At 45.1% G+C, this 21,910-nt stretch carries 20 protein-coding genes; 6 read left to right on the top strand and 14 right to left on the bottom strand.

All coding sequences use genetic code 11. The features are described from left to right. Window positions 1-796: 796 nt before the first annotated feature. The 10 genes from DXN04_RS10980 to DXN04_RS10935 all read right to left on the bottom strand — a co-directional run bounded on the left by DXN04_RS10980 (window position 797) and on the right by DXN04_RS10935 (window position 9,392). A complete protein-coding gene (locus DXN04_RS10980) occupies window positions 797-1,072 on the bottom strand; it encodes an acyl carrier protein (RefSeq protein ID WP_116853363.1) in 276 nt (91 codons plus the stop codon). A 23-nt stretch (window positions 1,073-1,095) separates the two neighbouring features. Beyond that, complete coding sequence (locus DXN04_RS10975; RefSeq protein WP_116853362.1) at window positions 1,096-2,307, bottom strand: beta-ketoacyl-[acyl-carrier-protein] synthase family protein; 1,212 nt, start codon at window positions 2,305-2,307, stop codon at window positions 1,096-1,098. Between the two features lie 15 nt (window positions 2,308-2,322). Further along, complete coding sequence (locus tag DXN04_RS10970) at window positions 2,323-3,072, bottom strand: SDR family NAD(P)-dependent oxidoreductase (protein ID WP_116853361.1); 750 nt, start codon at window positions 3,070-3,072, stop codon at window positions 2,323-2,325. Between the two features lie 2 nt (window positions 3,073-3,074). Next, window positions 3,075-4,250, bottom strand: a complete 1,176-nt coding sequence (locus tag DXN04_RS10965; protein WP_116853360.1) for a beta-ketoacyl synthase N-terminal-like domain-containing protein — start codon at window positions 4,248-4,250, stop codon at window positions 3,075-3,077. Beyond that, on the bottom strand, window positions 4,247-4,705 hold the full coding sequence (gene fabZ / locus DXN04_RS10960) for a 3-hydroxyacyl-ACP dehydratase FabZ (RefSeq protein WP_158568958.1): 459 nt from the start codon (window positions 4,703-4,705) through the stop codon (window positions 4,247-4,249). Before fabZ ends, DXN04_RS10965 begins: the two co-directional genes overlap by 4 nt. Next, window positions 4,702-5,307, bottom strand: a complete 606-nt coding sequence (locus DXN04_RS10955) for a 4'-phosphopantetheinyl transferase family protein (RefSeq protein WP_116853358.1) — start codon at window positions 5,305-5,307, stop codon at window positions 4,702-4,704. The genes fabZ and DXN04_RS10955 overlap by 4 nt, the downstream gene beginning before the upstream one ends. Continuing rightward, the gene (locus DXN04_RS10950; protein WP_116853357.1) at window positions 5,304-6,707 is read right to left on the bottom strand and encodes an AMP-binding protein; all 1,404 of its coding nucleotides are present in this window, start codon (window positions 6,705-6,707) and stop codon (window positions 5,304-5,306) included. Before DXN04_RS10950 ends, DXN04_RS10955 begins: the two co-directional genes overlap by 4 nt. Next, a complete protein-coding gene (locus DXN04_RS10945) occupies window positions 6,700-7,107 on the bottom strand; it encodes a hypothetical protein (RefSeq protein ID WP_116853356.1) in 408 nt (135 codons plus the stop codon). Before DXN04_RS10945 ends, DXN04_RS10950 begins: the two co-directional genes overlap by 8 nt. 423 nt (window positions 7,108-7,530) lie before the next feature. After that, entirely contained in the window at window positions 7,531-8,277 is a 747-nt protein-coding gene (locus DXN04_RS10940) for a LytR/AlgR family response regulator transcription factor (protein ID WP_116853355.1), read from the bottom strand. Between the two features lie 2 nt (window positions 8,278-8,279). Then, a complete protein-coding gene (locus tag DXN04_RS10935) occupies window positions 8,280-9,392 on the bottom strand; it encodes a sensor histidine kinase (protein ID WP_116853354.1) in 1,113 nt (370 codons plus the stop codon). A 298-nt stretch (window positions 9,393-9,690) separates the two neighbouring features. On the opposite strand from DXN04_RS10935, the gene DXN04_RS34755 reads away from it, so the two are divergent. From DXN04_RS34755 to DXN04_RS10915, 5 genes are read left to right on the top strand one after another with little or no spacing between them, the layout of a single operon-like run. Next, window positions 9,691-9,867, top strand: coding sequence for a hypothetical protein (locus DXN04_RS34755; RefSeq protein WP_158568956.1), 177 nt, complete (start codon window positions 9,691-9,693; stop codon window positions 9,865-9,867). A 29-nt stretch (window positions 9,868-9,896) separates the two neighbouring features. Beyond that, window positions 9,897-10,277, top strand: coding sequence for a LytR/AlgR family response regulator transcription factor (locus tag DXN04_RS10930; protein WP_116853353.1), 381 nt, complete (start codon window positions 9,897-9,899; stop codon window positions 10,275-10,277). Window positions 10,278-10,287: 10 nt separating this feature from the next. Then, window positions 10,288-12,501: a TonB-dependent receptor gene (locus DXN04_RS10925; protein WP_116853352.1), complete on the top strand. Its 2,214-nt coding sequence runs from the start codon at window positions 10,288-10,290 to the stop codon at window positions 12,499-12,501. A gap of 9 nt (window positions 12,502-12,510) precedes the next feature. Further along, complete coding sequence (locus DXN04_RS10920; RefSeq protein ID WP_116853351.1) at window positions 12,511-13,137, top strand: hypothetical protein; 627 nt, start codon at window positions 12,511-12,513, stop codon at window positions 13,135-13,137. Window positions 13,138-13,155: 18 nt separating this feature from the next. Continuing rightward, the gene (locus tag DXN04_RS10915; RefSeq protein WP_116853350.1) at window positions 13,156-13,824 is read left to right on the top strand and encodes a DUF2306 domain-containing protein; all 669 of its coding nucleotides are present in this window, start codon (window positions 13,156-13,158) and stop codon (window positions 13,822-13,824) included. 45 nt (window positions 13,825-13,869) lie between these two features. On the opposite strand, the gene DXN04_RS10910 is transcribed toward DXN04_RS10915, so the two are convergent. After that, window positions 13,870-17,133, bottom strand: a complete 3,264-nt coding sequence (locus DXN04_RS10910) for a TonB-dependent receptor (protein ID WP_233525561.1) — start codon at window positions 17,131-17,133, stop codon at window positions 13,870-13,872. Window positions 17,134-17,263: 130 nt separating this feature from the next. Further along, entirely contained in the window at window positions 17,264-18,067 is an 804-nt protein-coding gene (locus DXN04_RS10905; RefSeq protein ID WP_147319896.1) for an XAC2610-related protein, read from the bottom strand. A gap of 74 nt (window positions 18,068-18,141) precedes the next feature. On the opposite strand from DXN04_RS10905, the gene DXN04_RS10900 reads away from it, so the two are divergent. Continuing rightward, window positions 18,142-19,788 (top strand): 7TM diverse intracellular signaling domain-containing protein, encoded by a 1,647-nt coding sequence (locus DXN04_RS10900; protein ID WP_116853347.1) that lies wholly within the window; start codon window positions 18,142-18,144, stop codon window positions 19,786-19,788. A 332-nt stretch (window positions 19,789-20,120) separates the two neighbouring features. Here DXN04_RS10900 and DXN04_RS10895 read toward each other — a convergent pair whose 3' ends face one another. Both DXN04_RS10895 and DXN04_RS10890 read right to left on the bottom strand, forming a co-directional pair. Continuing rightward, a complete protein-coding gene (locus tag DXN04_RS10895) occupies window positions 20,121-21,404 on the bottom strand; it encodes a c-type cytochrome (protein WP_116853346.1) in 1,284 nt (427 codons plus the stop codon). Continuing rightward, window positions 21,404-21,910 carry a redoxin domain-containing protein gene (locus DXN04_RS10890; RefSeq protein WP_116853345.1) on the bottom strand — a complete coding sequence of 169 codons (507 nt, stop codon included), beginning with the start codon at window positions 21,908-21,910 and terminating at the stop codon, window positions 21,404-21,406. The genes DXN04_RS10895 and DXN04_RS10890 overlap by 1 nt, the downstream gene beginning before the upstream one ends.

Here is a 21,910-nt window from a genome sequence, read left to right as displayed (position 1 = left end):
TTGATAGTGATATCTACCAGTGCTGCTGCTGCGGCCTGCTCCAGGCGGCTTTCCAGTTCTACTACGTTTAATTCCTGCATGGGATTTAAGATTTAATTGGTTTGAAAATCTGTGATTCGAATGGCTATTGAATAGCCGGGGTGGATTAGCAGTTGATAGTGATATCTACCAGTGCTGCTGCTGCGGCCTGCTCCAGGCGGCTTTCCAGTTCTACTACGTTTAATTCCTGCATGGGATTTAAGATTTAATTGGTTTGAAAATCTGTGATTCGAATGGCTATTGAATAGCCGGGGTGGATTAGCAGTTGATAGTGATATCTACCAGTGCTGCTGCTGCGGCCTGTTCCAGGCGGCTTTCCAGTTCTACTACGTTTAATTCCTGCATGGGATGGATGTTTTAAAAGGTTTGAAAATGAATTTTAATTAGTCGCAATTGATGGTGATGTCGATTGCTGCTGCTGCCTGCTCAATGCGGCTTTCCAGTTCTACGATTTGTGTTTCCTGCATGTGATTATGTTTTTAAAAGATGAAAGATGAAAAGATTAACAGTTTACTTCGATCGAGTCGATTACAGTAGATCCGGCCAGTTCAAGACGGGTTTCCAGTTCTACTACATTGAGTTCGAGCATGGACATGTGATATAAAATTTTGGTTGATGAGTGGGTTAAACCGGGGTGCCTATTTATTGATGCAAAGCTGCCTGGAAGGCCTTCTTACACTACGGGCTCCCTCCGGTGTGACAATGTTGGAAAGACCGTTTCTAACTAATTCTTTTTGCATGGGGCGGGTATTACCGGTTATACAACAGCCAGGTGCAATACATCATAGATGCGCTGCGCGAGGGTACCTACAGTTTTGAAGCTTTCTTCACCGAAGTCAGATGCTTCCAGTTCGAATTCTGCCATCAGTACAGATGTTACTTCCAGTACAGCCAGGGAGTCGTCAAACAGGCCTGGGTTTTCATCATTGCCAAATAAGGCCTGATCATTAGATAATTCATCAACAGTTTTGTTCAGGTTCAGTACGCTGATGAGAACTTCTTTAGTTTTTTGTTCGATTACTTTGTGTTCCATAATTATAAGTTTTTTAAGGTTTTTTAATTTTTATATTTAGTGAGTAAGATGCTGGCCATGTTTCCGCCGAATCCAAAGGAGTTGGACAATACTGTATCCAGCGGAATATTATTTTTGTTTTGTGTGACGAATTCGATCTTTTCAGATTCAGGCAGGTCGTCCGCCTCGTAGTTTGCATAGAGCGCATTGTGCTGCATACTAAGGATACTGATGATCGCTTCGATGCTGCCTGCTGCACCCAGGGTATGCCCCGTGAGGCACTTGGTAGAGCCGACATAGGTTTTCCTTGTCTTCTCCTTTAGCAGGGCTTCACACCCTTTTAGTTCTGCACTGTCATTCTTGCCGGTACCTGTACCGTGTGCATTGATATAATCCACATCATCCGTACTCATACCGCCGTAGGCAAGGGCACTTTTCATACACTTCAGGGCATAGATGCCATCGGGATGAGGTGCTGTAGCATGATAGGCTTCGTTCAGGATGTGATAACCTTTGATCTCTGCGTAGATAGGCGCTCCCCTTTCGACAGCCGATTCCAGGCTTTCCAGGATCAGGATGGCGCAGCCATCGCCCAGCGACATACCGTCTCTCGATTTGGTAAAAGGCTTACACTTTGTTTTGGAGATGGCCATCAGGGAATTGAATCCGGTATAGGTGAGCTCCGTGAAGATGTCCATGCCGCCACTGATCATGATATCGGCCTTGCCATTTTCGATCAGGTCAAAGGCTCTGCCTATCGAGTTTGTGCCGGAAGCACAGGCTGTAGAGATGGCGGAGACGTATCCGTTGAGTTTAAAGGCGCGGGCTATCTTGCCTAAGATCTTGGGAGTGGAGTACAACGCCAGTTCATAGTCGTCCTCATTGTCCTGCACAGACTTTTTGATACGCTGCAGGATGGGAAAACTGGCCCCTACTGATGTACCGATGATGAGGCCTGCATTGTTCGCATGCAGTTCGTCTTCTGAGAGCCGGGCGCTTTCCAGGGCCTCCCGGATGCATTTTACGGCTACTTCGCTCATGATGGATACATCCTTGTCCCAGGAGCTCTGATAGAGATCATAATCCATCATAAACCCCCTGTTGTTGGCAAATAACTTGTGGCTGGTACTAAACCTGTCTGATGGGATGGCATTGTATTGAATGCTGCCATTTTCGAGGCTTTCTGTCATCTCAGCGATATTATTGCCTAGTGCTGATATGGCACCGATACCGGTAACAACGACTCTTTTTTTCATGTTACATAGTTTTTATTAGTTCATACCACCATCGATCACGATTTCCTGGTTGATTAAAAACTCGGGGCATTCCAGCGCCAGGTAAGAAATGAAGTTGGAAATTTCATCGGTTGTACCCATGCGCTTCAGCAGACTGTTGCCGACCCTGTTGCTGACATATTGATCAGGCAGATTATCTACCATATCTGTTTCTATGAATCCGGGAGCTACACAGTTGATGATGATCCCCATGCCCTTTACTTCCTTGCTCAGTGATTTGGAGAAGCAATTGATAGCGGCTTTGGAGGCTGCGTAAGCAGACTGGCCGGGGTTGCCCTTGATCCCTGCGAGGGAGGTCACATTGATGATCCTGCCGTTCTTTCTTTTGATCATGGAAGGCAGTACTGCACGACTGGTATTCATCACGCCATTTACATTGTTGTGCATCACTTCCCACCACTCGGCAGAGGATGTCATGAGGAAGGGTTTAGGATTTGCATTCAGTTTGCTATCCCGGATGCCTGCGTTGTTGATGAGTACATCCACATCTTTCAGGATCTCTTTGTTGCCTCTGAACAGGGCTTTTACGTCTGCTTCGTTGCCCATATCACATTTGAATGTGTATACATTGGGGAAGCCTTCTGCGTGGAGTTCATCCACTATTTTCTGTGCGCTTTCTGCAGAATACTGGTAAGTGAAGACTACCTGATGGCCCAGGCGGGCGAATGTTTTTACCAGTTCTTTACCGATTCCTTTGGAACCACCGGTGATGAAAATATTTTTCATGATTAATTTGTTTTTCTAAGTAAGAGATGAGAGCTACCGCCACCTTCGTGGCTTGTATTGACCAGGGCATAAGCGAACCCGGAAGGATGATCTCCGGCTGCATCCGGCTCAGGGAACCGGTCGCTGTACAGGATCTGGCTGGCGATGCTTGCCCCCATGATGCTGCTGGCCGACTTCATATCACCGGTGTAGGCTTTGTGCCGCAGGGGGTATGTTTCGTGTTGTTTATTCAGGTCTTCTAAAAGGTGCCGTTCATTATTCTCTAATTGCCCGGCAGTGGTGTAGGCACTCAGGTATACCAGCTTTCCATTGGCAGTGACGATGGGCTTGAGTGCATCGATCGCTGATTGCACCACTTCCTTGGATCGCCTGGTCGTATCTTCCACATTCTGATAGTCGAAGCAGCTGTGGTATTCTACCAGCTCAGCATATCGCTTCGCTCCTCTGCGTTCGGCACTGGCTTCGCTTTCCAGTACCAGGAAGGCAGCACCGTCTCCGAGTATATTGCGGCGGTCATCAGTCTCTGTAATGGAGGCACTGAATGGATCCGTATTTTCATTTACATGCACCAGGTGATTGCTTTCCTGTTCACTCAGGATCCTGAACTCTGTGTAGTGGTCTACACCGCCACAGATCACGATATCAGCCAGGCCTTTTTTGATCAGATCAAACCCGTAGGTGATGCTGTTGGAATTATAGATCAGGGAGCTGGGTCCGTTCAGTTTGAAGACTCTTGAGATGTCGCCTAAGACGGTATTGGCAACGGTCTTCGTAAACTTCACCGGACTTATTTTCTGCAATCCGAAGCGGTACAGGTCATACAGGTAATCCTCTACAGAAGCGGTGGCTCCGAGGCTGGTTTCTATGACCAGGCCTATTTCGTTGTCCGATGGTTCGAGTACGATACCTGCATCGTCCAGGGCTTTCTTGCAGGCCAGCATACCGAGTTTGGAGTATTGCTGGGGAGGGAAACGATCATCCCATTTTACTTCGCTGGCGAATTCTATCGCAGGGGCTTCGCCGTAGTACTGGGGCTGGATGCTGGTATTGGTCCAGTCGCTTTTTATTTTGAGACCATTTTCGCCTGCGAGGATCTTCTCCCATGCAGCGGCAGAACCATATCCCAGGGGGGACACGCTGCCAAGGCCAGTGATGAGGATTTTGTTATTATTTTTCATATGCTTATAGATAAAGTGATTTCTGCTTTACATACTACTTCTCCGTTTACTGTGGCGACTGCCTTGTATTCGCTGAAGTTTAAGATATTCTTAATGCGTTCAGATGTAATCACCAGTTTATCGCCGGGTAACACTTCCTTATAGAACGTAGCTGATTTTACTTTCACAGCTTTGCCTAATTTCTTTTTCTGTGTGGCTTCGCCATCTCTCTCCAGGGTAGCGACTCTGTTGAGTACACCTGATGCCTGGAACATGGCTTCTATAATGATCACACCTGGTAATAAGGGATAACCGGGGAAGTGTCCTTTCAGGAAGATCATGTCCTCCCCTATTTCGGTTTCGGTGGTAATGGTATTTTTAAAGTCTGTGTGCAATACCTTATCCACCAGCAACATTGGCTCTCTGTGGGGTAGTAGCGCAGATGGCTTCAGGGTATCAAATTCTGCCGTTGTCATATAGTCAATGTTTTTATTTGGCCAGCAGTATCCAGGCATGTCAGTGCAGACATGGATACGAGGTAGTTATTGTTTAAAAGATATTGTCTGGTATAATGTTTTTCTGATAGCAGATTGCCGTAGAATATATCAGCAAGTCCTTTGTCATCGTATAGCTTGGCGATCGATTCTATCTGTGTCCAGAGCATAAAGAACTCCATCTGGTTCTTTACTTTCCTGCCTGTCCATTTTTCCAGCAGGGTCATTGTTTTGCTGGTAGGGGCTGCACTGATGTCTTCTATGTCGACACCTATTCTGTGTTCACTCAGTACACATGCTACGATGCTGTTGCTATAGGAGATAGATATATGGGGGGTGCCCGTATCCATCACTAACTTTCCATGCCTATTGTAATGCAGACCTCTGAGTAGCGCCAGGTCCAGTCCCAGTGTATGGAAGATCTGTACAAGCATCAACCTGGATGTAACCCGCTTCAACCAGTGTCCCGCCCCCGGTGATTTGGTTAACCTGTTTACTAATTCATCGCTGAAATATTCCCGTATTGTCTCCATGCAGCTTTCATCAGCTTCCGGCTTTGTTTCAGCAATGAATAGGTGGGTCATTTGTAATAGGTATTATTGAACTCTATTAATTTCAGATCGTAGTGATCTCCTGCATGCAGGTCGTATTTGTCTTTCAATGCCTGTTCCACTTCGGGGATATTGATTTTGTTCCTGTGAAAGACACCTATTTCCATCCTGTCATCGCCATCCTTGCGGATGCTTACTTTCAGTACTTCAGGAGCGTGATACAGTTCGTCGGAGAGACTGTTGAACCAGATGATCCGGTCTTTGTATTCAATAAAATCTCCTTCCCTGCCGAGTATGAAGTAGCGGTCGTCTTTCTTCACCACGATATCTTTTGTGGTAAGTACTGTATTGGAAGCTGGCTTCTCCAGTACATTGCCCCTGATATAACCGAGGTAAATGGAGGGACTTTCTATTTGCAGATACCCGATAGGTGTATCGTTATATTTGTCCTGGTATTTCTCAGTGGTAGCTACCCTGAGTGTGATGCCTGGATTGACGATGCCAATGCAGGCTTCACTATCTTTTTCCGGGACTTCTGTGTATTTGCAGGTGGCGACTCTGGGTCCCGCTTCAGCCAGGCCATAGGTACTATAGATCGGGCAGCTGAACAGTCTGAATACATTCTGGAATGTAGGCAGGTGTGGCTTGTCTCCTCCCATGGTGATGAACCGCAGGTTATTTTTGATCTTAGGTATTTTCTGATAATAGTATAAGATGAGTCTTGCCAACAGCGGTGTCATAAACACATTCGTGATCTGGTGTTTCTGAAAGAGCTGCGGGAGTTGTAAGATGCCCAGCAATCTTTCGCCCAGTACGATCTTTGCACCTGAAAAGAAGTGTGTCAGGAATTGCGCAATGAGACCGTAGGAATATGATACAGGCAGGAGTACAAGCGTCACATCATCTTTGGTAATGGACATTGCTTCCCTGTTAGATGCAATGTTGGCAATGGTTTGCTGCCTGCCCAGCAGGATCTTTTTAGGAGTACCTGCGGTAGTACCGGAGCTGGATACCACCAGCAGATCATTTTCATCGCCTACATAAACATCATCGTGTATATTATGATAGATGAATGCATCATTTACTTTCTGCGCGGTTGCATTGTCTACTATGCTGTCTGTGATGGCTGCTTCGGCAATGATGGCGTTGAATTTGAGATCTGTTATTTTACCCAGTCCACCGGTTTCCACCAGGAAAGGGATCAGATCACATTTCAGGCAGGAGAAGAACAGCAACAATGATTTGAAGGCATTCTTGTAACCATAGATTACGACGATAGAATGTTTTGCGAGTTGCAGTTGTCCGATGCCCTCAGCTATATCAGCAATCTGGCCATACACTTCTTCATAGGTATAACTCTTCGACTGAGTAGCATCTACAATAATGGAATCGTGATGTTGAGTAAATGGGATGAAAAATGAGTCCTTATACATTTGAAAGGGCTTTTAAGGTTACGTGCTTTAAACAATCGTCCTGTATAGTTTCGACATTCGCCGACAGAAATTCAATGTCTGTTTGTTTGTGGCTTACAAAGTTTACCTCGGACAATTTCTTTTCAACGATGAAGCGCATCAGTCTTGCTTCGTAGCAGTCGTTGTTGATCACGATGGACTTGCCAATGAACTCACCATACTGCTGGATATATTTTCCTTTCTGCAACATTCCGGAAGCTTCTTTTGCCATCATCGCGTAGCAGAATGCCTGGTATGCGTACTTCTCGGAAGCGGGCAGGCTGGTGGTTTTGATGGCTGTGATCAGTTCATCTATTTTTGCTTCAGCCTGCACCACCTTGTAGAAGGCATTTGATACTGTGCTGTAATTTTTAAGTTCCATGTTTTTATTTTCAGTTTTGATTGATGGTTTAAAGTTGCTGAGAAACGTACACTTTGAAAATTCTTTTAGACAAGATGCTGTTTCTACACAACCAAATTTCATTCTCTTCAAACCTCGTGTCTTTTCTATCGGGTGGCAATCATGATCATCTTTCGTTTTTCGTGTTTCGTGATGTGTTATGTTTGCTTCGATGATTCAAATGTCTAACAAATCGCTTCGCACAAAAACTCTTTTAGACGAAATTGAGAGTTTACCACACCAAATAAACCAGGGTTTAGATATTGCGGATTGATGGCCATCCGGATGCACACATTTTGCATTTCTTTTTTCAATAAAGCTGCTATGTCTCACAGATCAGAAAACGGAAAGCCCGCTCCAACATAGTGTTGAAGCGGGCTTTCCGCGATACTGGCGGGGATTTTACTATACTTTGCCAGCTACATTCAATCGATCGATCAACATTTGTTTATGTTGTTTTGATATGATGATAGATTCATTATTGACTAATTCAATTGAATTGCCTACGACTGATTTGATAGCAGGGAGGTGGATGATATATGACTTATGTATACGTACAAACTGTGTCTCCGGCAGCACTTCCTCTATGCTCTTCATGCGCATGTAAGTCACTACATTCTTTTGTTTGGTGACTATTTTAATATAATCTTTCATGCCTTCGATGTACAGGATATCTTCGAAGAGGATCTTGGATAATTTATGTCCATCTTTCACGAACAGGTGCTGGGGCTGTAACGCTTGTTGCGACTGGCTTACAGGAGCAGCAGCTGCGGCAGTTTCGCCTCTTTTCTGATCAATATCTTTCTTTGCTTTATTGATCGCTTTCAAAAATCTTTCGAATGAAATAGGCTTTAATAAAAAGTCTACGGCATTCAGATCATAACCTTCAATGGCATAGTTGGAGTAGGCTGTGGCAAAGATCAGGAAGGGCGGATTAGACAATGATTTGATCAGTTCCAGGCCATTGATCCTGGGCATCTGGATATCTGTGATCAGGAGTTCAATGGTATCTGTCTGCAATATGTCTATCGCATCGAAAGCATCTGCGCAGGATTTGACAAGTTCTAAGAAGGGTATGCGCTCGATATGACTTTCTAACAATTCCCGGGATAATGGCTCATCATCTACGATGATACATTTGATTTTCTTCATGGCTAGATAAGAGTTATGTTAAGGTTGATGCTATGGGAATCCGGATTATTGTTGATGGATAATGAATACTTATTCTGGTATAACAAGGATAGGCGTTTCTGCGTGTTTGCAATCCCTATTCCCCCCGTTCCGGATTCTTTATTATGCTTAAATAATGATTCGTCCCCTTTGCTGTTTGCGATTTCAAAAAAGAGGGTATTGTCCTCCACCTCAAATGAAATCCTGAGCCATGGATTTTTGGTGGTGGTATCCAGCCCGTGCTTGAATGAATTCTCGATGAACGGGAATGTGAGCAGGGGTACGATCTTGAATCCTTCCAGGGACTCAGAATTGTACACAAACTGGATATCTACATCCTTACCATACCTGGCTTTCTCTAATTGAACATAGTTATATAGAAAATCGGCTTCTTTCGACAAGTCTACTACTTCGCGGTTTGACTCATACAAGGTATAACGCAGCATATCGGAGAGCTGCATGATCAACTCGGGTGCTTTGGGATTATTTCTGACAGACAGCGAGTAGATATTATTAAGGGTATTGAATAAAAAGTGTGGATTGAGTTGTGATCGTAGAAAACTCACCTCAAGGTTCAGGTTATCCCTTTCCAGGCGGAGGGCCCGGGTCATGGCCCGGGATATTTCTTCGACGAGTTTTATTGTAATAGGAGGGGTGACGATCATGAGGACCCCGATGGAGGTCTGGAAGATGGTATGGGGTGCCAGGATCTGCCAGATCGATTTGTCGGCTATGACCTTTACGGAGGCCAGGAGGTCTCTGTCGGAAATAGAGAAGTAATTGATAAGCAGTGTCATAAATGAATAATTGATCACTGCCCAGATCCAGAAGGGTACTAACAAGCCGAGGAAGAACAGGACGCGTTCCTTCCTCTTCAGGAAAACCGGTACCAGTACATAAAAGATGAAATAAAAGAAAAACATTGCCCCCAAAAGGTTTCTTAAACCGAAGATGAGGGAAATAACTCCGTTCGTCGAGTAAAGGAACATAATATTCAGGGTATACAGCGTCAACATAATACACCAGAATACAATGTGTACATACTTTACATTCTCGGGGATAAGTAATCGGGTAAAATTAAAGGGTCTTGGTTTCATGTCCTCCTCTAAACAATTAGAAATCAGTGTCTCTCGCCTGGGTCAAATGCTACGTACTCTCATGAAGATATGTTTTTTTTGGCGTATTTCCTTATTTAATGGGGTTTTCCAGCCCAAATTTTGATGAGTATTCCCAGACATAAACCCCATACAACCCCATTTTTCCCCAATTTCAAAATTCCAGATGTTGCCATGTGATCATTTCGTTGGGTAAGACATCACTTTTGTCTAAAAGAATTTTTGTCCGGCGGGAAAAGATGAAAGTTTGTATCGTAATCAACAACAAAAAACTACCACTATGAAACAAGCAAAACAAACTACCGGCAAACAATCAAATCTGAGCCTGAACAAAGAAATTATCAGCAAGCTCAACGCCTGCGGTTGTGGCAAAGGTTCTAATGGCCAGAATAACAACTATTCTTCTATCAATACCCTGCCTACCGGTGTATCCAGCTTAGCGACTATAACCGCTTAATCCTTATTTCATCAATTATCTACCCAGCAATGCTCTTGACCTGCATCATAATAGACGAAGACCCGCTCAGTGTTGATATGCTGGAATACTATATCAGTCAGACGGAAGGAATAAGGCTCATTGCCAAATCGGCCAAAGCCTCCGACATACTGTCTACGATCAGGAAGTCCGCCCCGGATATAGTTTTTATAGACATCAGTATTTCAGGGATTGAAAACCTGGTATTTGATGACATTTTCCAGAAGGACATTGTCTATGTTTTCGTTACCAAATATCCATACGACTATGTGCTGGACGTACTGCCCAGGCAATTAGCGAACGTAGGATATTTAAATAAGCCCGTGAGTTTCCTGCTCTTCAAAAAAGAAATCGGAAGAATCAAGGATCTCCATGCATCCAAATTAAATTAACCCTTATTGTATGCTTAATAAGATACTTACCACAATATTGTTCCTGCTTTTAACCACCGTAGCCTTTGGGCAGGCACAAATAACCGGTTCGGTTACTGACAACAAAAAGCAGGCAATACCCGGTGTATCTGTTGCCATAAAAGACACTTACGATGGTGCCACCACTGACTCTACAGGGCACTTCCGGATCCGTACTACAGAAAAAGGTACTGTCACGGTAGTCGCTTCAGCCACAGGGTACGAGACAAGCACACAAACCATTACCCTGGCTGCTCAGCCTATCCAGGTCAGCTTTGCCCTGAAGGAAAAGATCAGTGAACTGAATGCCGTCACGGTCACCGCAGGCGCATTCGGAGGGGGCATGGGCAAAAAAGGTCTTACTGTATTAAGTTCGCTGGACGTGCAAACCACGGCAGGAGCCAATGCCGACATTTCCCGGGCGGTCAACAATCTACCCGGTGCCCAGCAGATCAGTAACCAGGAAGGCCTCTTTGTACGGGGTGGCGATAGCTATGAAGCCAAGCAGTTCATAGACGGCTCCCTCGTGAACAGACCTTATTACCTGAGCGCCTCCAATATCCCTACCCGGGGCAGGTACCCCGCGACCCTGTTCAAGGGCTTTGCTTTCAGTACAGGTGGATATTCCGCCCTGTATGGACAAGCCCTCAGCTCTGTACTGATCATGGAGACCATCGATCTGCCACAGCAATCCGAAGCCAATGCCTTCATCTCCCCTATTCAGAACAGCCTGGGGATCCAACGCCTGGCTAAAAACCAGCAATCATCCTTTGGCTTCAACTATCAATATACCAACACCAGCCTGTATTATGCACTGGTGAAGCAAACGCCTGATTACTTTATCCGTCCACGGTTTCACAATGCTGATGCGAATTTCCGCATCAAAACCAAAAACGGGATGATTAAATATTACACGACTTTCAGTTACAATAAACTGGGCGTGCGCACCTTCAATATTGACACCGTCGATATGAAGAATGCCCTTACCCTCAGCAACTATAACTGGTTCAATGCCCTCAGCTGGAAAGAGAACCTGGGTGATGGATGGAAGATGAGCCTCTCCGCCAGCTATAGCATCACACACGACAGCATCAGCAGTCAGCTGCAGGATGCACATAATGTACCTCAATATACCTTTGAAAAATACTGGCTGGATACCGTGAACTTCAGACTGGACAGAAGAGAAAGCCTGGTACAGGGAAAAGCCGTGATTGAGAAAAGATTCAGCAACCTGAATACGATTCGCTTTGGGGGTGAATACTGGTACTCTCAATACGACTTTCAATATAATACCATCAGCAAGCACCTGCCTGATCAGTTGAGTGCCGGCTTTGCTGAAACGGAACTTTACTTTACGAATTCGCTCGTGGCCACGATTGGTATCAGGGCAGAATATTCTTCCATCCTCCAAAAGGCCAAAGTGGCACCCCGTGCCTCATTGGCCTATAGGATGGGCAAAGGATCTACGATCTCTGCAGCCTTCGGACAGTTTTATCAGAAACCCGAAAACACTTATCTGCAGGTTACTTCTGCCCTGGATTATACACAAGCCACTCACTATATCATCAATTACCAGCGACAGGTACGTGGTACCTTCCTGAGAGTGGAAGCCTTCTACAAAAAATATGAAGACCTGATTAAAACAGTGCCATCATACAATAATAGTGGCAGTGGTTATGCCAAAGGAATTGAACTGTACTTCCGGGACAAGACATCTTTCAAGCACCTGGATTACAGCATCAGTTATTCCTACCTGGATACCAAACGTGATTACCTGAACTACCCCACTGCACTGATGCCGGGTATTGCAGCCAATCACACGGCTACTGCTTCGGTAAAGCACTTCTTTACCAGGATTGGTACAGGTGCCAGCCTGACCTACACCTTTGCTACAGGAAGACCTTACTATGCCATCATACCCGATAGTACCGGCAAGGCCTACTACATCAAAGATCAGGGCAAGACGAACGGCTACCAGACACTGGACCTGAGTATTTATCACCTGACCAGGATGGGCAAGGCGGCTGCAATATGGTACGCCTCAGCTACAAATCTGCCGGGCAGGACTAACATAGCAGGATACAATTACTCTTATGATGCCAGGGTAAAACAACCTATCCTGCCGCCTGCACAACGTACCTTCTTTGTAGGCCTGATCCTCAACTGGGGTATTGACAGAAGACAAGACGCAATTGATAACCTTTAAAATATAACCATGAAACAAATCATCTTAGCCATTGCTTTGCTGGCCACCATGGGTGCCCGTGCACAGAGCAGCAAATATGTAGCTGCTATGCAGCATAACCTGCAATTACTCGATTCAGCTAAAACCACCGAAGACCTGGCAGCTGTATCACAGGCATTTGAGCGTATTGGTGATGCAGAGAAAACACAGTGGTTGCCTTATTATTACGCAGGACTGGCACAAACACGCATCGGGTTTGCAGATCCTAAATCTGACAGGGATGCCATCGGCCAGAAAGCCAATGAACTGGCCGCGAAAGGAGAAGCCATTGAGAAGAATGCAGAGCTCTGCACCATTCACAATATGGCATCGACTATCCAGATGCTGGTAAACCCCATGGAACGCTTTAAAACTTACGGCATCAAAGCTTATACTTACCTGCAGGAAGGATATAAACTGGATCCGAACAATCCACGCCTGTATTTCCTGGATGGTGCTTCTACCTTTGGTAAACCAGAATACATTGGTGGTGGCAAAGAAAAAGCAAAACCACTGTTTGTAAAAGCAGAAGAGCTGTTCAAGGCAGAGAAGCCGGCAGACTTATATCCACACTGGGGCCTGGCTGAAACAGAAAGATACCTGGCCAAATGTAATTAACCTTCAATTGTTACTACCATGGAAACGCTTGTAAAGATCCTTATTTATATACATGCCTTATTTGGCGGACTTGGACTCATCAGTGGCATTGCCAGCATAGGAATAAAGAAAGGCAGTAAGCTGCACAAAAACAGTGGTAAAGCTTTTTCTTATTCCATGTTCATCAGTTCACTGGTATCGCTGGTGATAGCGAGGATGCCGGGACATGAGAACCTGTTCCTGTTCCTGATAGGCGTGTTTACCATCTACCTGGTACTGGCGGGCAACCGGGCACTTACATTCAGGGGCGATAGCAAGCACAGTGCTGATACCATTGATAAAACGATATCAGGTACGATGCTGGGAGCTTCTGTAGTGATGCTGCTGACTGGCATTTACCAGCTTACGATGCACAGGGGTGGAAATGCAGTGTTGTTTGTTTTCTTTGGTGGCTTTGGCTTGTATATGACATTGAAGGATTTTTACACTTTCAGGGTTTTTAAGGAGAAGAAGAATGCATGGCTGAGTAGTCATATTGGCAGGATGGTGGCGGCGCTGATTGCTTCTATCACGGCCTTTATGGTGGCGGGCCTGCATATACAGACGCTGATGGCGTGGATGTTGCCTTCGGTAATAGGGACGATTTATATTACTTACTGGAATCGAAAAATAAAAGGAGTGCCTTCATTGGCCCTGGCAAAAAATTAAAAAACGCTGCGACCTGTCAGGTCGCAGCGTTTTTACTATTAACTGTTAGTTGAATAAATACCTGATACCAAATTGCATTTGCCATCTTGAAAGAATAGCTGTGTTATTAGCATAGCTGTTTACATAAGGCACCTGGTTTTTTGAATCAGCATAAGGGAATGAGAATAATGGTGTCTTCCCATCGTCAGCCAGGCCTTCGAACTTCAGGAAGTTGTTGACTGTAGCTGCCTGCACGATACCCCAGTTCCTGTTCAGGAAGTTGCCCACGTTGATAATATCCAGGGACAGTCTCAATGTATGCCTGTCTTTTCCTGTTTTTACAGAGATATCTTCTGTGATATTTACATCCAGCTTTTTGTAGTAAGGTAATACAGCAGCATTTGCTTTGGCTGTTTCACCACGGTGGAAAGCGAGGTATTTGTTCTGACCAATGAAGTTGTCCAGCTGGGTGTACATCTGTGCAGATGTTCTTGGATCAGCAGCCGTTCCTGTAGTAGAACCTGTGTGTGTGGTTGAATTGTAAGAACCCACATTGATCAGGTTAATATCAGTTGAACTCTTTGGAATATAAATCAGGTCATTGTTAAAACCATCGCCGTTCAGGTCACCATTGTAGATATAAGATACTGTACCTGCGGGTGCAGCTTCGAAGATAGCACCGAATGAAGTAGAGAAGTACTTAGCATAAGATACTTTGTAAGATGCCATCGCGATAATACGGTTAGGCAATCTGTAAGAAGCATAACCCAGGCTTCCTGCATTAGGGTCTCCGCTTACTGCACGTGCACTCCACATAGAAGAAGCGGTGCTACCTGTTTCAGAAGTATTTCTTGCATCGCCATGTGTGTAAGCTACGCTGGTGTAGAGGTTACCGAAAGTACGTTCTATCCTGGCTGTTACATTGTATGTATACCCCTTGTTATTGTTCTTCATCAGGATCGCATTGCCGATGTTAGGGCTGGCGAGTGAGCTACCATCCGCGTAATACCTGTTACTTGTATTCAGGGAGGTAGTCAGGGATGTATTATATCTCATACGGTTATCACCACCATTATTCAATGCATAGGCATTGGTTTCATTCAGGTTGATATTAGAGAAATAAACAGCATTTACATCTTTGGTATAAGTACCTTCTACTGTGAATACCCAGTCATTGATCTTTTTATCTACTGCCAGGCTTCCTTTCAATACGGAAGGGTATTTGAAATTCTTGTCTGTCAGCGCTACGCTATAAGATGTGTTAGCAGAAGCAGCGGCCGGGCGGTATGCATTCGGATCTGCGCTGAAGGCAACACCTGTAGTTTTTGTGAAGGACCCCCACTGGATACCATTGTTACTAGCCTGGTTGCTCAACCACACAAATGGCGGAGGACCGGAGAAGATACCGAAACCACCTCTCAGCTGCAGGGTTCTGTCGCCCAATACATCGTAGTTAAAACCAATGCGTGGAGATACCAGTACCGCATTGCCAGGTGCTTTCCCAATATTGTATTGTTCACCATCTTTGAAAGTCAGCTTATCAAAATCAGGGTTGTCAGTAAAGGATTGTTTGTAGATGGTCATGTCAAAACGTACACCATAAGTAAATGTAAAGCGATCAGACACTCTCCATTTATCCTGTGCAAATAAACCAAGTTCGGTAGAACCGGCATATGCCCATGGGAAAGAACCATCTTTCAGCGCGGAGTACTGCAGGTAGTAACTTTTTGCATTGGCAGCGCCGGTGTTCACACTGTTGTAAAAGTCAGTCAGGCTGTTGAACTGGTAAGCGCCCTGGTAGCCGGGAGCAAATGCGTTCTGGTACTTCCTGTAATAGTCCTGTGTACCTACTGTGATTTCGTGTGCACTGGTGTAGTAAGTGAAGATGTCCGAAATCTGGAATACGTTAGTATTTAATACGTTGTTGTAAGTATATGGTTCGTATCCGAAGGTGGTGTAGATGTTACCATTGTTCAGGATATCGACCAGGGGGAAGGTAGCGGAAGAAGAGTTAGGTGAACGGAAATCACGCAGGGCGGTATAACCAACCTGGAATTTGTTCGATACCCTGTTACTAAACCGGGAGTTTAACTCAGCTATAAAGATGTTGAAGTTGTTATTGATCACATAACCACTACCGGAGAAAGGCAGGGCATTTATGCCTGGCTGACCGGTGGTAGTACCGGCAGGGCGGCTGTTGCTCGCGAACTGGTCGGCGAAGGATTTCAGGTAGTTATACTTTACCGTCAATGAATGTTTTTCACTGAGGTTCCAGTCGAATTTAATAGTTGCCTTGTCACTGTTGGTTCTGAAAGAGTAACCGCTGAAGGCACCTGGATCATAGCCAAAGTTAGACTTCAGGAAAGCAGCGAGTGCATTCAGGGTATCGGCATTGGCATTGGAGATCCCGGCTGCTGCATTTGCAGGATGGCTGGCATCGGAAGGTACCCAGCTGGTAGCCGGAGCTGTTTGACGGGAAGACTCTAAGCTCACGAAGAAGAACAATTTGTTCTTAATGATCGGGCCACCGATAGAGAGACCACGGATATTGAAGGACAGCGGCGTTTTTGCCACAGTGCTGTTACCTACTTTATAACCCTGTGTACCTGCACCTTTGATATAGGTATATACCGATGCTTTCAGGGTATTGGTACCACTCCTGGTTACGGCATTGACACCGGCGCCGGAGAATCCTCCCTGGCGCACATCGTAAGGCGATACACTCACCTGTACCTGTTCAATCGCATCCAGGCTGATAGGCTGAGCGCTGGTCTGGCCACCCAGGGTACCAGACAGGCCGAAGGAGTTGTTGAAGTTAGCCCCATCGACAGTGAAGTTGTTGTACTGGGGGCTACGGCCACCAAAGCTCTGGCCAGCTGCTACGGTGCTGCTGGTAGGTTCCAGGCGGGTGAAATCCTGCGCAGAACGGCTGATGGTTGGCAGTTTCTCCAGCTGGTCTCTGCTGATGATTTCCTGGGAACCTGTGCGGCTGTTGTTGAAGGTTTTATCCTGCTTGCCTTTCACGATTATTTCGCCCAGCTGTTTTGTACTTGGAGCGAGTGTGAAGTTGCCGGTAAATTCCTGTCCCAGTGACAGATTGATGTTGTCCAGTTTTTGGTCGCCATAACCGATGTAGGACACGGAAATGGTGTAAGGGCCGCCTACGCGTACGTTAGCAAAGTTGTAACGACCATCAGAACGGCTGGTGGTGACATAGCGGGTGCCGGTAGGTGTGTGTACAGCTGTGATGACAGCGCCGGGGATTCCTGTCTGGCCGTCGGTAACGACACCGTGAATCTCGGAGGTTGTTTCCTGTGCCAGTAGAAACATAGGTAGACAAAAGATTAACACAAGTGTTAATAGACAATTTCGGATCAACATGATTTGCCTGATTTTGATTTTGGTTGTTAAATTATATGAATTACAAGCTACTTATTATACGGGCCGTGTTAAGTGTAGGTTACATTTCCAGTTTCTCTTTTACACCATCCTGGAAATATGCTGGTACGTACTTATAGGCACTCTTATAAGGCACTTTAAAACTGTTTTTCCCCTTGGTGATCTCACAACTATCGGCAGGATCACAACAATTACAATACCTGAAATCAATTTGTTGCACTGTATCTGCCACTATTTTGTAAACGCCAAACCGCATAGCCATATCAGCACAGCCATCACTCTGATAAGAGTAGATCAGGCCTGTTTTGTCCCAGTATTCTGCTGATACGATGTGATCAAAATTCTTCACTTTTACGAAACGCTTGTTGCGGTAGAGCCAGAGGTCAGATCGCTCTCCTACATGAATGTCCCAAAAGAATTTCAGCACTTTTAAATCAGGAATGTGGTCCCCATTGAAATCACTGATCACTATAAAATCGGAGAAATTCCCGTATTGGGCCGGAGAAATCACCGCTGAAAAGATGGTATCCCATTTTGTGCCGGACTGTCTTATTATTACGACATGTTCTGTAGAATCATTCTCATAATATCTAAAAAGTGCTTCCTGTTGCTCATGACTGAATAAATGACCGATTCTTAAAGTACCCCTGTTATCTTCGTCGTTATAAGTTAATGAATCTTTATTTTTCAAAAACAACGAATCTATTTCGCTTTTTCTCAGGCTCAGGTATTCTTCATTGCTTAGTTCTGTTTCTTCTGTTGTATCGCTTATCGTTGTTGTTGTATCTTTTGTTATTGCTCCCCGCTTTGGATGATGGTCACAGGACAAAAATAGGGGTACAAGGAGAAATATAAGAAATTTCATAACCCTAATATACAACTTCTCTCATTTTGCTTTTTACCTCATTATCATCTACCTTACCCCACTATTCGATAATTATGCCATCGGGAGTCGCCAATCAATTCATTCCTATACTATTACTGTTCGCTACATTGGGGGTACGCGCACAATCTAAAATACACTATCTGAATAATGAACCGGTACTGGAAATCAGCACTGATTCAGCTCAGATTATAGTGGGGAACCCCTATCCTAACAACGAAAAATACCGGTTTTCCCTCTCCGAGCCACTGAATTATACTTTATATGTCAACGGGAAAGCGCAAAAGGCAGGACCGGCCATCCCATCGTGCCAGCGTGAAAGGGGAGAAATACACCTTAGCTTCCCGGGCAACTCGCAGACCACCCTGCACCTGCAGCTGAATATAGCAGAACTACAGCGATATGGCTACAAAGTTCATCCCAGGATCCGGCTTGAAAAGGAAATTGCCGCCGCCAGCCGGGATCACCTGCTGGTTATTTCCTGGATCATCACGATCTCCCTGCTGGCCTGTTTTGCGGCCTATAATTTATATACCTGGTTCCAGTTGCATGACCGGGTCAATCTATGGTACCTTGTAGTGCAGGTGGGGGCGATGATCTTCATTACTTCCTTCAAGCATTTTACTACCCAGCTACTCCCCTTCTCCAGCTACCAGTTGAGGGTTATGCCAGATGGTACGGTATATATGTACAATCTGAATTCCTTTTTCCTGCACATTGGGTGCATGATCATCTTCACAGGACTTATTCAGCTGACCCGCTCCTACCTGCGGACGAAAGAACTGTTGCCTGTATATGACAAGGTGCTGCGCTGGGTGCTGATCGGGTATATCATTTTTGAGATCATTCCCTGTATTGTTACGATATCAGGCTGGTTCTATATGGACAATTATACCCTGGTATACGATGATTTCTTCATTTGCATTCTTTCCTTAAGTATATTGATTACCAGTATAGTAGCTTACAAAAAACGGATCCGGGCTGCTGGTGCCTTTATGGTGGCCAATACCCTGCCGATTGTATTTGCTACCGGCCTGGCAGTATTCTTCATTATCCATTCAGCACCTAATTATTCTAATAACAGCTCCCTGCTGCCGGAGATTGCCATCATTTCCCAGATCGTTACTTTCACCATCGTACTGGTCTCCAGGATCAGGACCATTCATGAAGAGCTGGATGCCAAGGGCTATGAAATAGCCAGACTGGAAACGGATATTGCCCAAAGCAGGCATCACCACTGGCTCCTGGAAAGGGAAAATGAGCAGATCTCCCTTGCTATACAGGCAGAGAAAGATAAAAATGAGCAACTGCAACTGAAACTGGATAGCAATAACCGGGAGCTGGTCAGCAACAGCCTGTACATCCATCAAAAAAACAAATTGCTGGATGACCTGAAGAAACAATTACATGATATTGACGAACTATACCCTGCTATAAAATCCATCAAAACATCGCTGAGAGAACATAAATTCCTGGACGCTGAATGGGAAAAGTTCAGGTTACATTTTGAACAGGTACACCCCGGTTTCTTTGAAAAACTGAAAGCCAAACATCCAAATCTCACCAATAATGAGTTGAGATTATATGCTTATTTCCACATAAACCTGTCTACAAAAGAGATAGCGGCACTCTTAAACATTGAAGCGGCGAGTGTGCGGCAGGCAAAAGCAAGACTAAATAAAAAACTGAAAACCAACGAGTAAAGCATATATTTTTCCTCTTGTATACACTTTGTAGACGCTCATTTTATACACTTTTGAGCGTTTTATCCTTTCTTTATGCCATAATTATCGATCAGCATAACCGGCCTATTGTCCTTGTAGTAAAAAATTAATCCCCCTTTCTTCCTTAGTGAAGATAGAATTGTTCGTAAACGCATCCACATTTGTGGCCCCAACAATATTATATAGAGAATCCCACTTTTATATTTCTATCAAAGCGTGATGAATTGATAACGCAATTAGCCCCATCCCAACCCATAATTTGACTGGCTGGAAAAGGTGTCTTTTCTGGTCAGTCAGGGGATTGGTTCACGTCACAATTCAATCTTTTCATCTCCCTCTTCGTAGGGCACATAGATCATCATCAGGGTAAACATTTCCTCGTTGGCCCGCATATCTCCGCTGGACATGACCAGTTTTGGGGGATGATTGGGATTGACCGGATTGTCAGCTGTATTGTCATACACCCCGATCATATGGATTACGGAACCTGCCGGAATCCGTACTAAATGCTGCAGGCGATACAGTTCCTGCCAGCGGAAATCCCAGGCAGGGATATGTACCAGTGGGATGGTATCGCGATCCGGTGTTACAGCATAGGCTGTAAATTCTTTCCCCAGCAGGTGCATATGTGGCCATACATACATGATAGACTGGCTTTCCTGTGTCCTCACTTTCAGGGTATACGTACTCACCTGATTGGGGAAGATCACAAACCGGGGCTGTATATCTCTTTCTGCAATTCCTCCTGATCCCAGACTGATGATCTGGACTTTGCGCTGTACCGGACCTTTCTTATAGAATAACTTCACCCCTACGGTAGATACTTCGTCGGCAGCTACGGCGGCATAATGAACGGTCAGGAGTACCACGCCTCTTTTGGGGAGCACCCAACCAAACTGTTTGGGATAAAACTCTTCGGTAGTACCGGGAATCCAACCGGAATAGTATACCATATTTCGCTTCAGGGGGCCGTAACGCTTTGTTTCCAGGCCTGCAGTATCGGTTTCAGCTTCTACAAAGGAGGGGGCGATATTGATATCTTTGCCGGCATCCTGCACGGCATAAAAACCATAATTGATATGGTGAATGACTTTTTTGTTATTGGTGTATAATTCCAGCCGCTCGATATTGGCGGTGTCCTTTAGTTCAAAGGGGACTTTAAAAACAACGAATCGTTCCTGATTGTCGCCCTTCACGGTATAAGCTTTATCAGCTTTCAGGATCAGATCGGGGGCAGTGGTATCAATGGGAGTTGATTTGGTGGCAAGGGCAGGTTTTCCTTTGGGTGCATTGTTGCCGATCCAGTCGAGGATGAGTTTCTTTTCTTCCGGAGTCAGGATCCGGTTATTGGCATAATCCCGGTAGTGCACATCCGCCTTAAAAGGAGGCATATAACCGGTATTGATGACATCTTTGATAAACGAGGTACGTCTCTTTACTTCTTCGTAGCTGGCGAGTGAAAACGGAGCTGAGCCTCCGGTATGGTGACAACCTACACACCTGGCTGCTATTACAGGTTGTACATCTGCATAAGTTTGTGCCAGCATCAGGCGTGCAGGCAATAATATCACCATTAATAAAATTAATGCTCTCATCAGTTATCGTTAATATAACAACCCACCGGTTTGGTAACAGCGGGACTCACTGCCCTGCCGGCCAGGGTATTGATAATGGCGTTTTCCAGATAATGCTCGGTGGCACTGGTTTTAGTCTGCCCAAGGCGGGTGGCCCAGTCATCGATCGCTCCCTGGTAAACTACTTTACGGTGGCTATCGAGCAGGCATACTTCCGGTGTCACGGTTGCATGATATTGTTTTCCCAATTTATTTTTCTGATCGGTTAGCAATGGAAAAAAGACCTTATACTTCTGTTGAAATGTGGCATAATCCTGTTGCGTGTACCAGTGACCAGGGAATACACCGACAACTGTCAGGTTGCCGGCGTATTTCTGGCTGAGTTCATTCAATGGTTTTGTATAATTTTTGCAAAGAGGGCACTCCGGCGATAACCATACGATGGCTACCATCGGGGTATGATATCGACGCACATCCTGCGCAGTGGCAAAATTGCAGATCAGTAATAACAATACTAAAGCCCTCAT

The sequence above is a fragment of the Chitinophaga silvisoli genome, from assembly GCF_003412465.1.
Classification (GTDB): domain Bacteria; phylum Bacteroidota; class Bacteroidia; order Chitinophagales; family Chitinophagaceae; genus Chitinophaga; species Chitinophaga silvisoli.
Note: the sequence above shows the minus strand (reverse complement) of the source record. Positions and strands in the feature narration are given on the sequence as shown.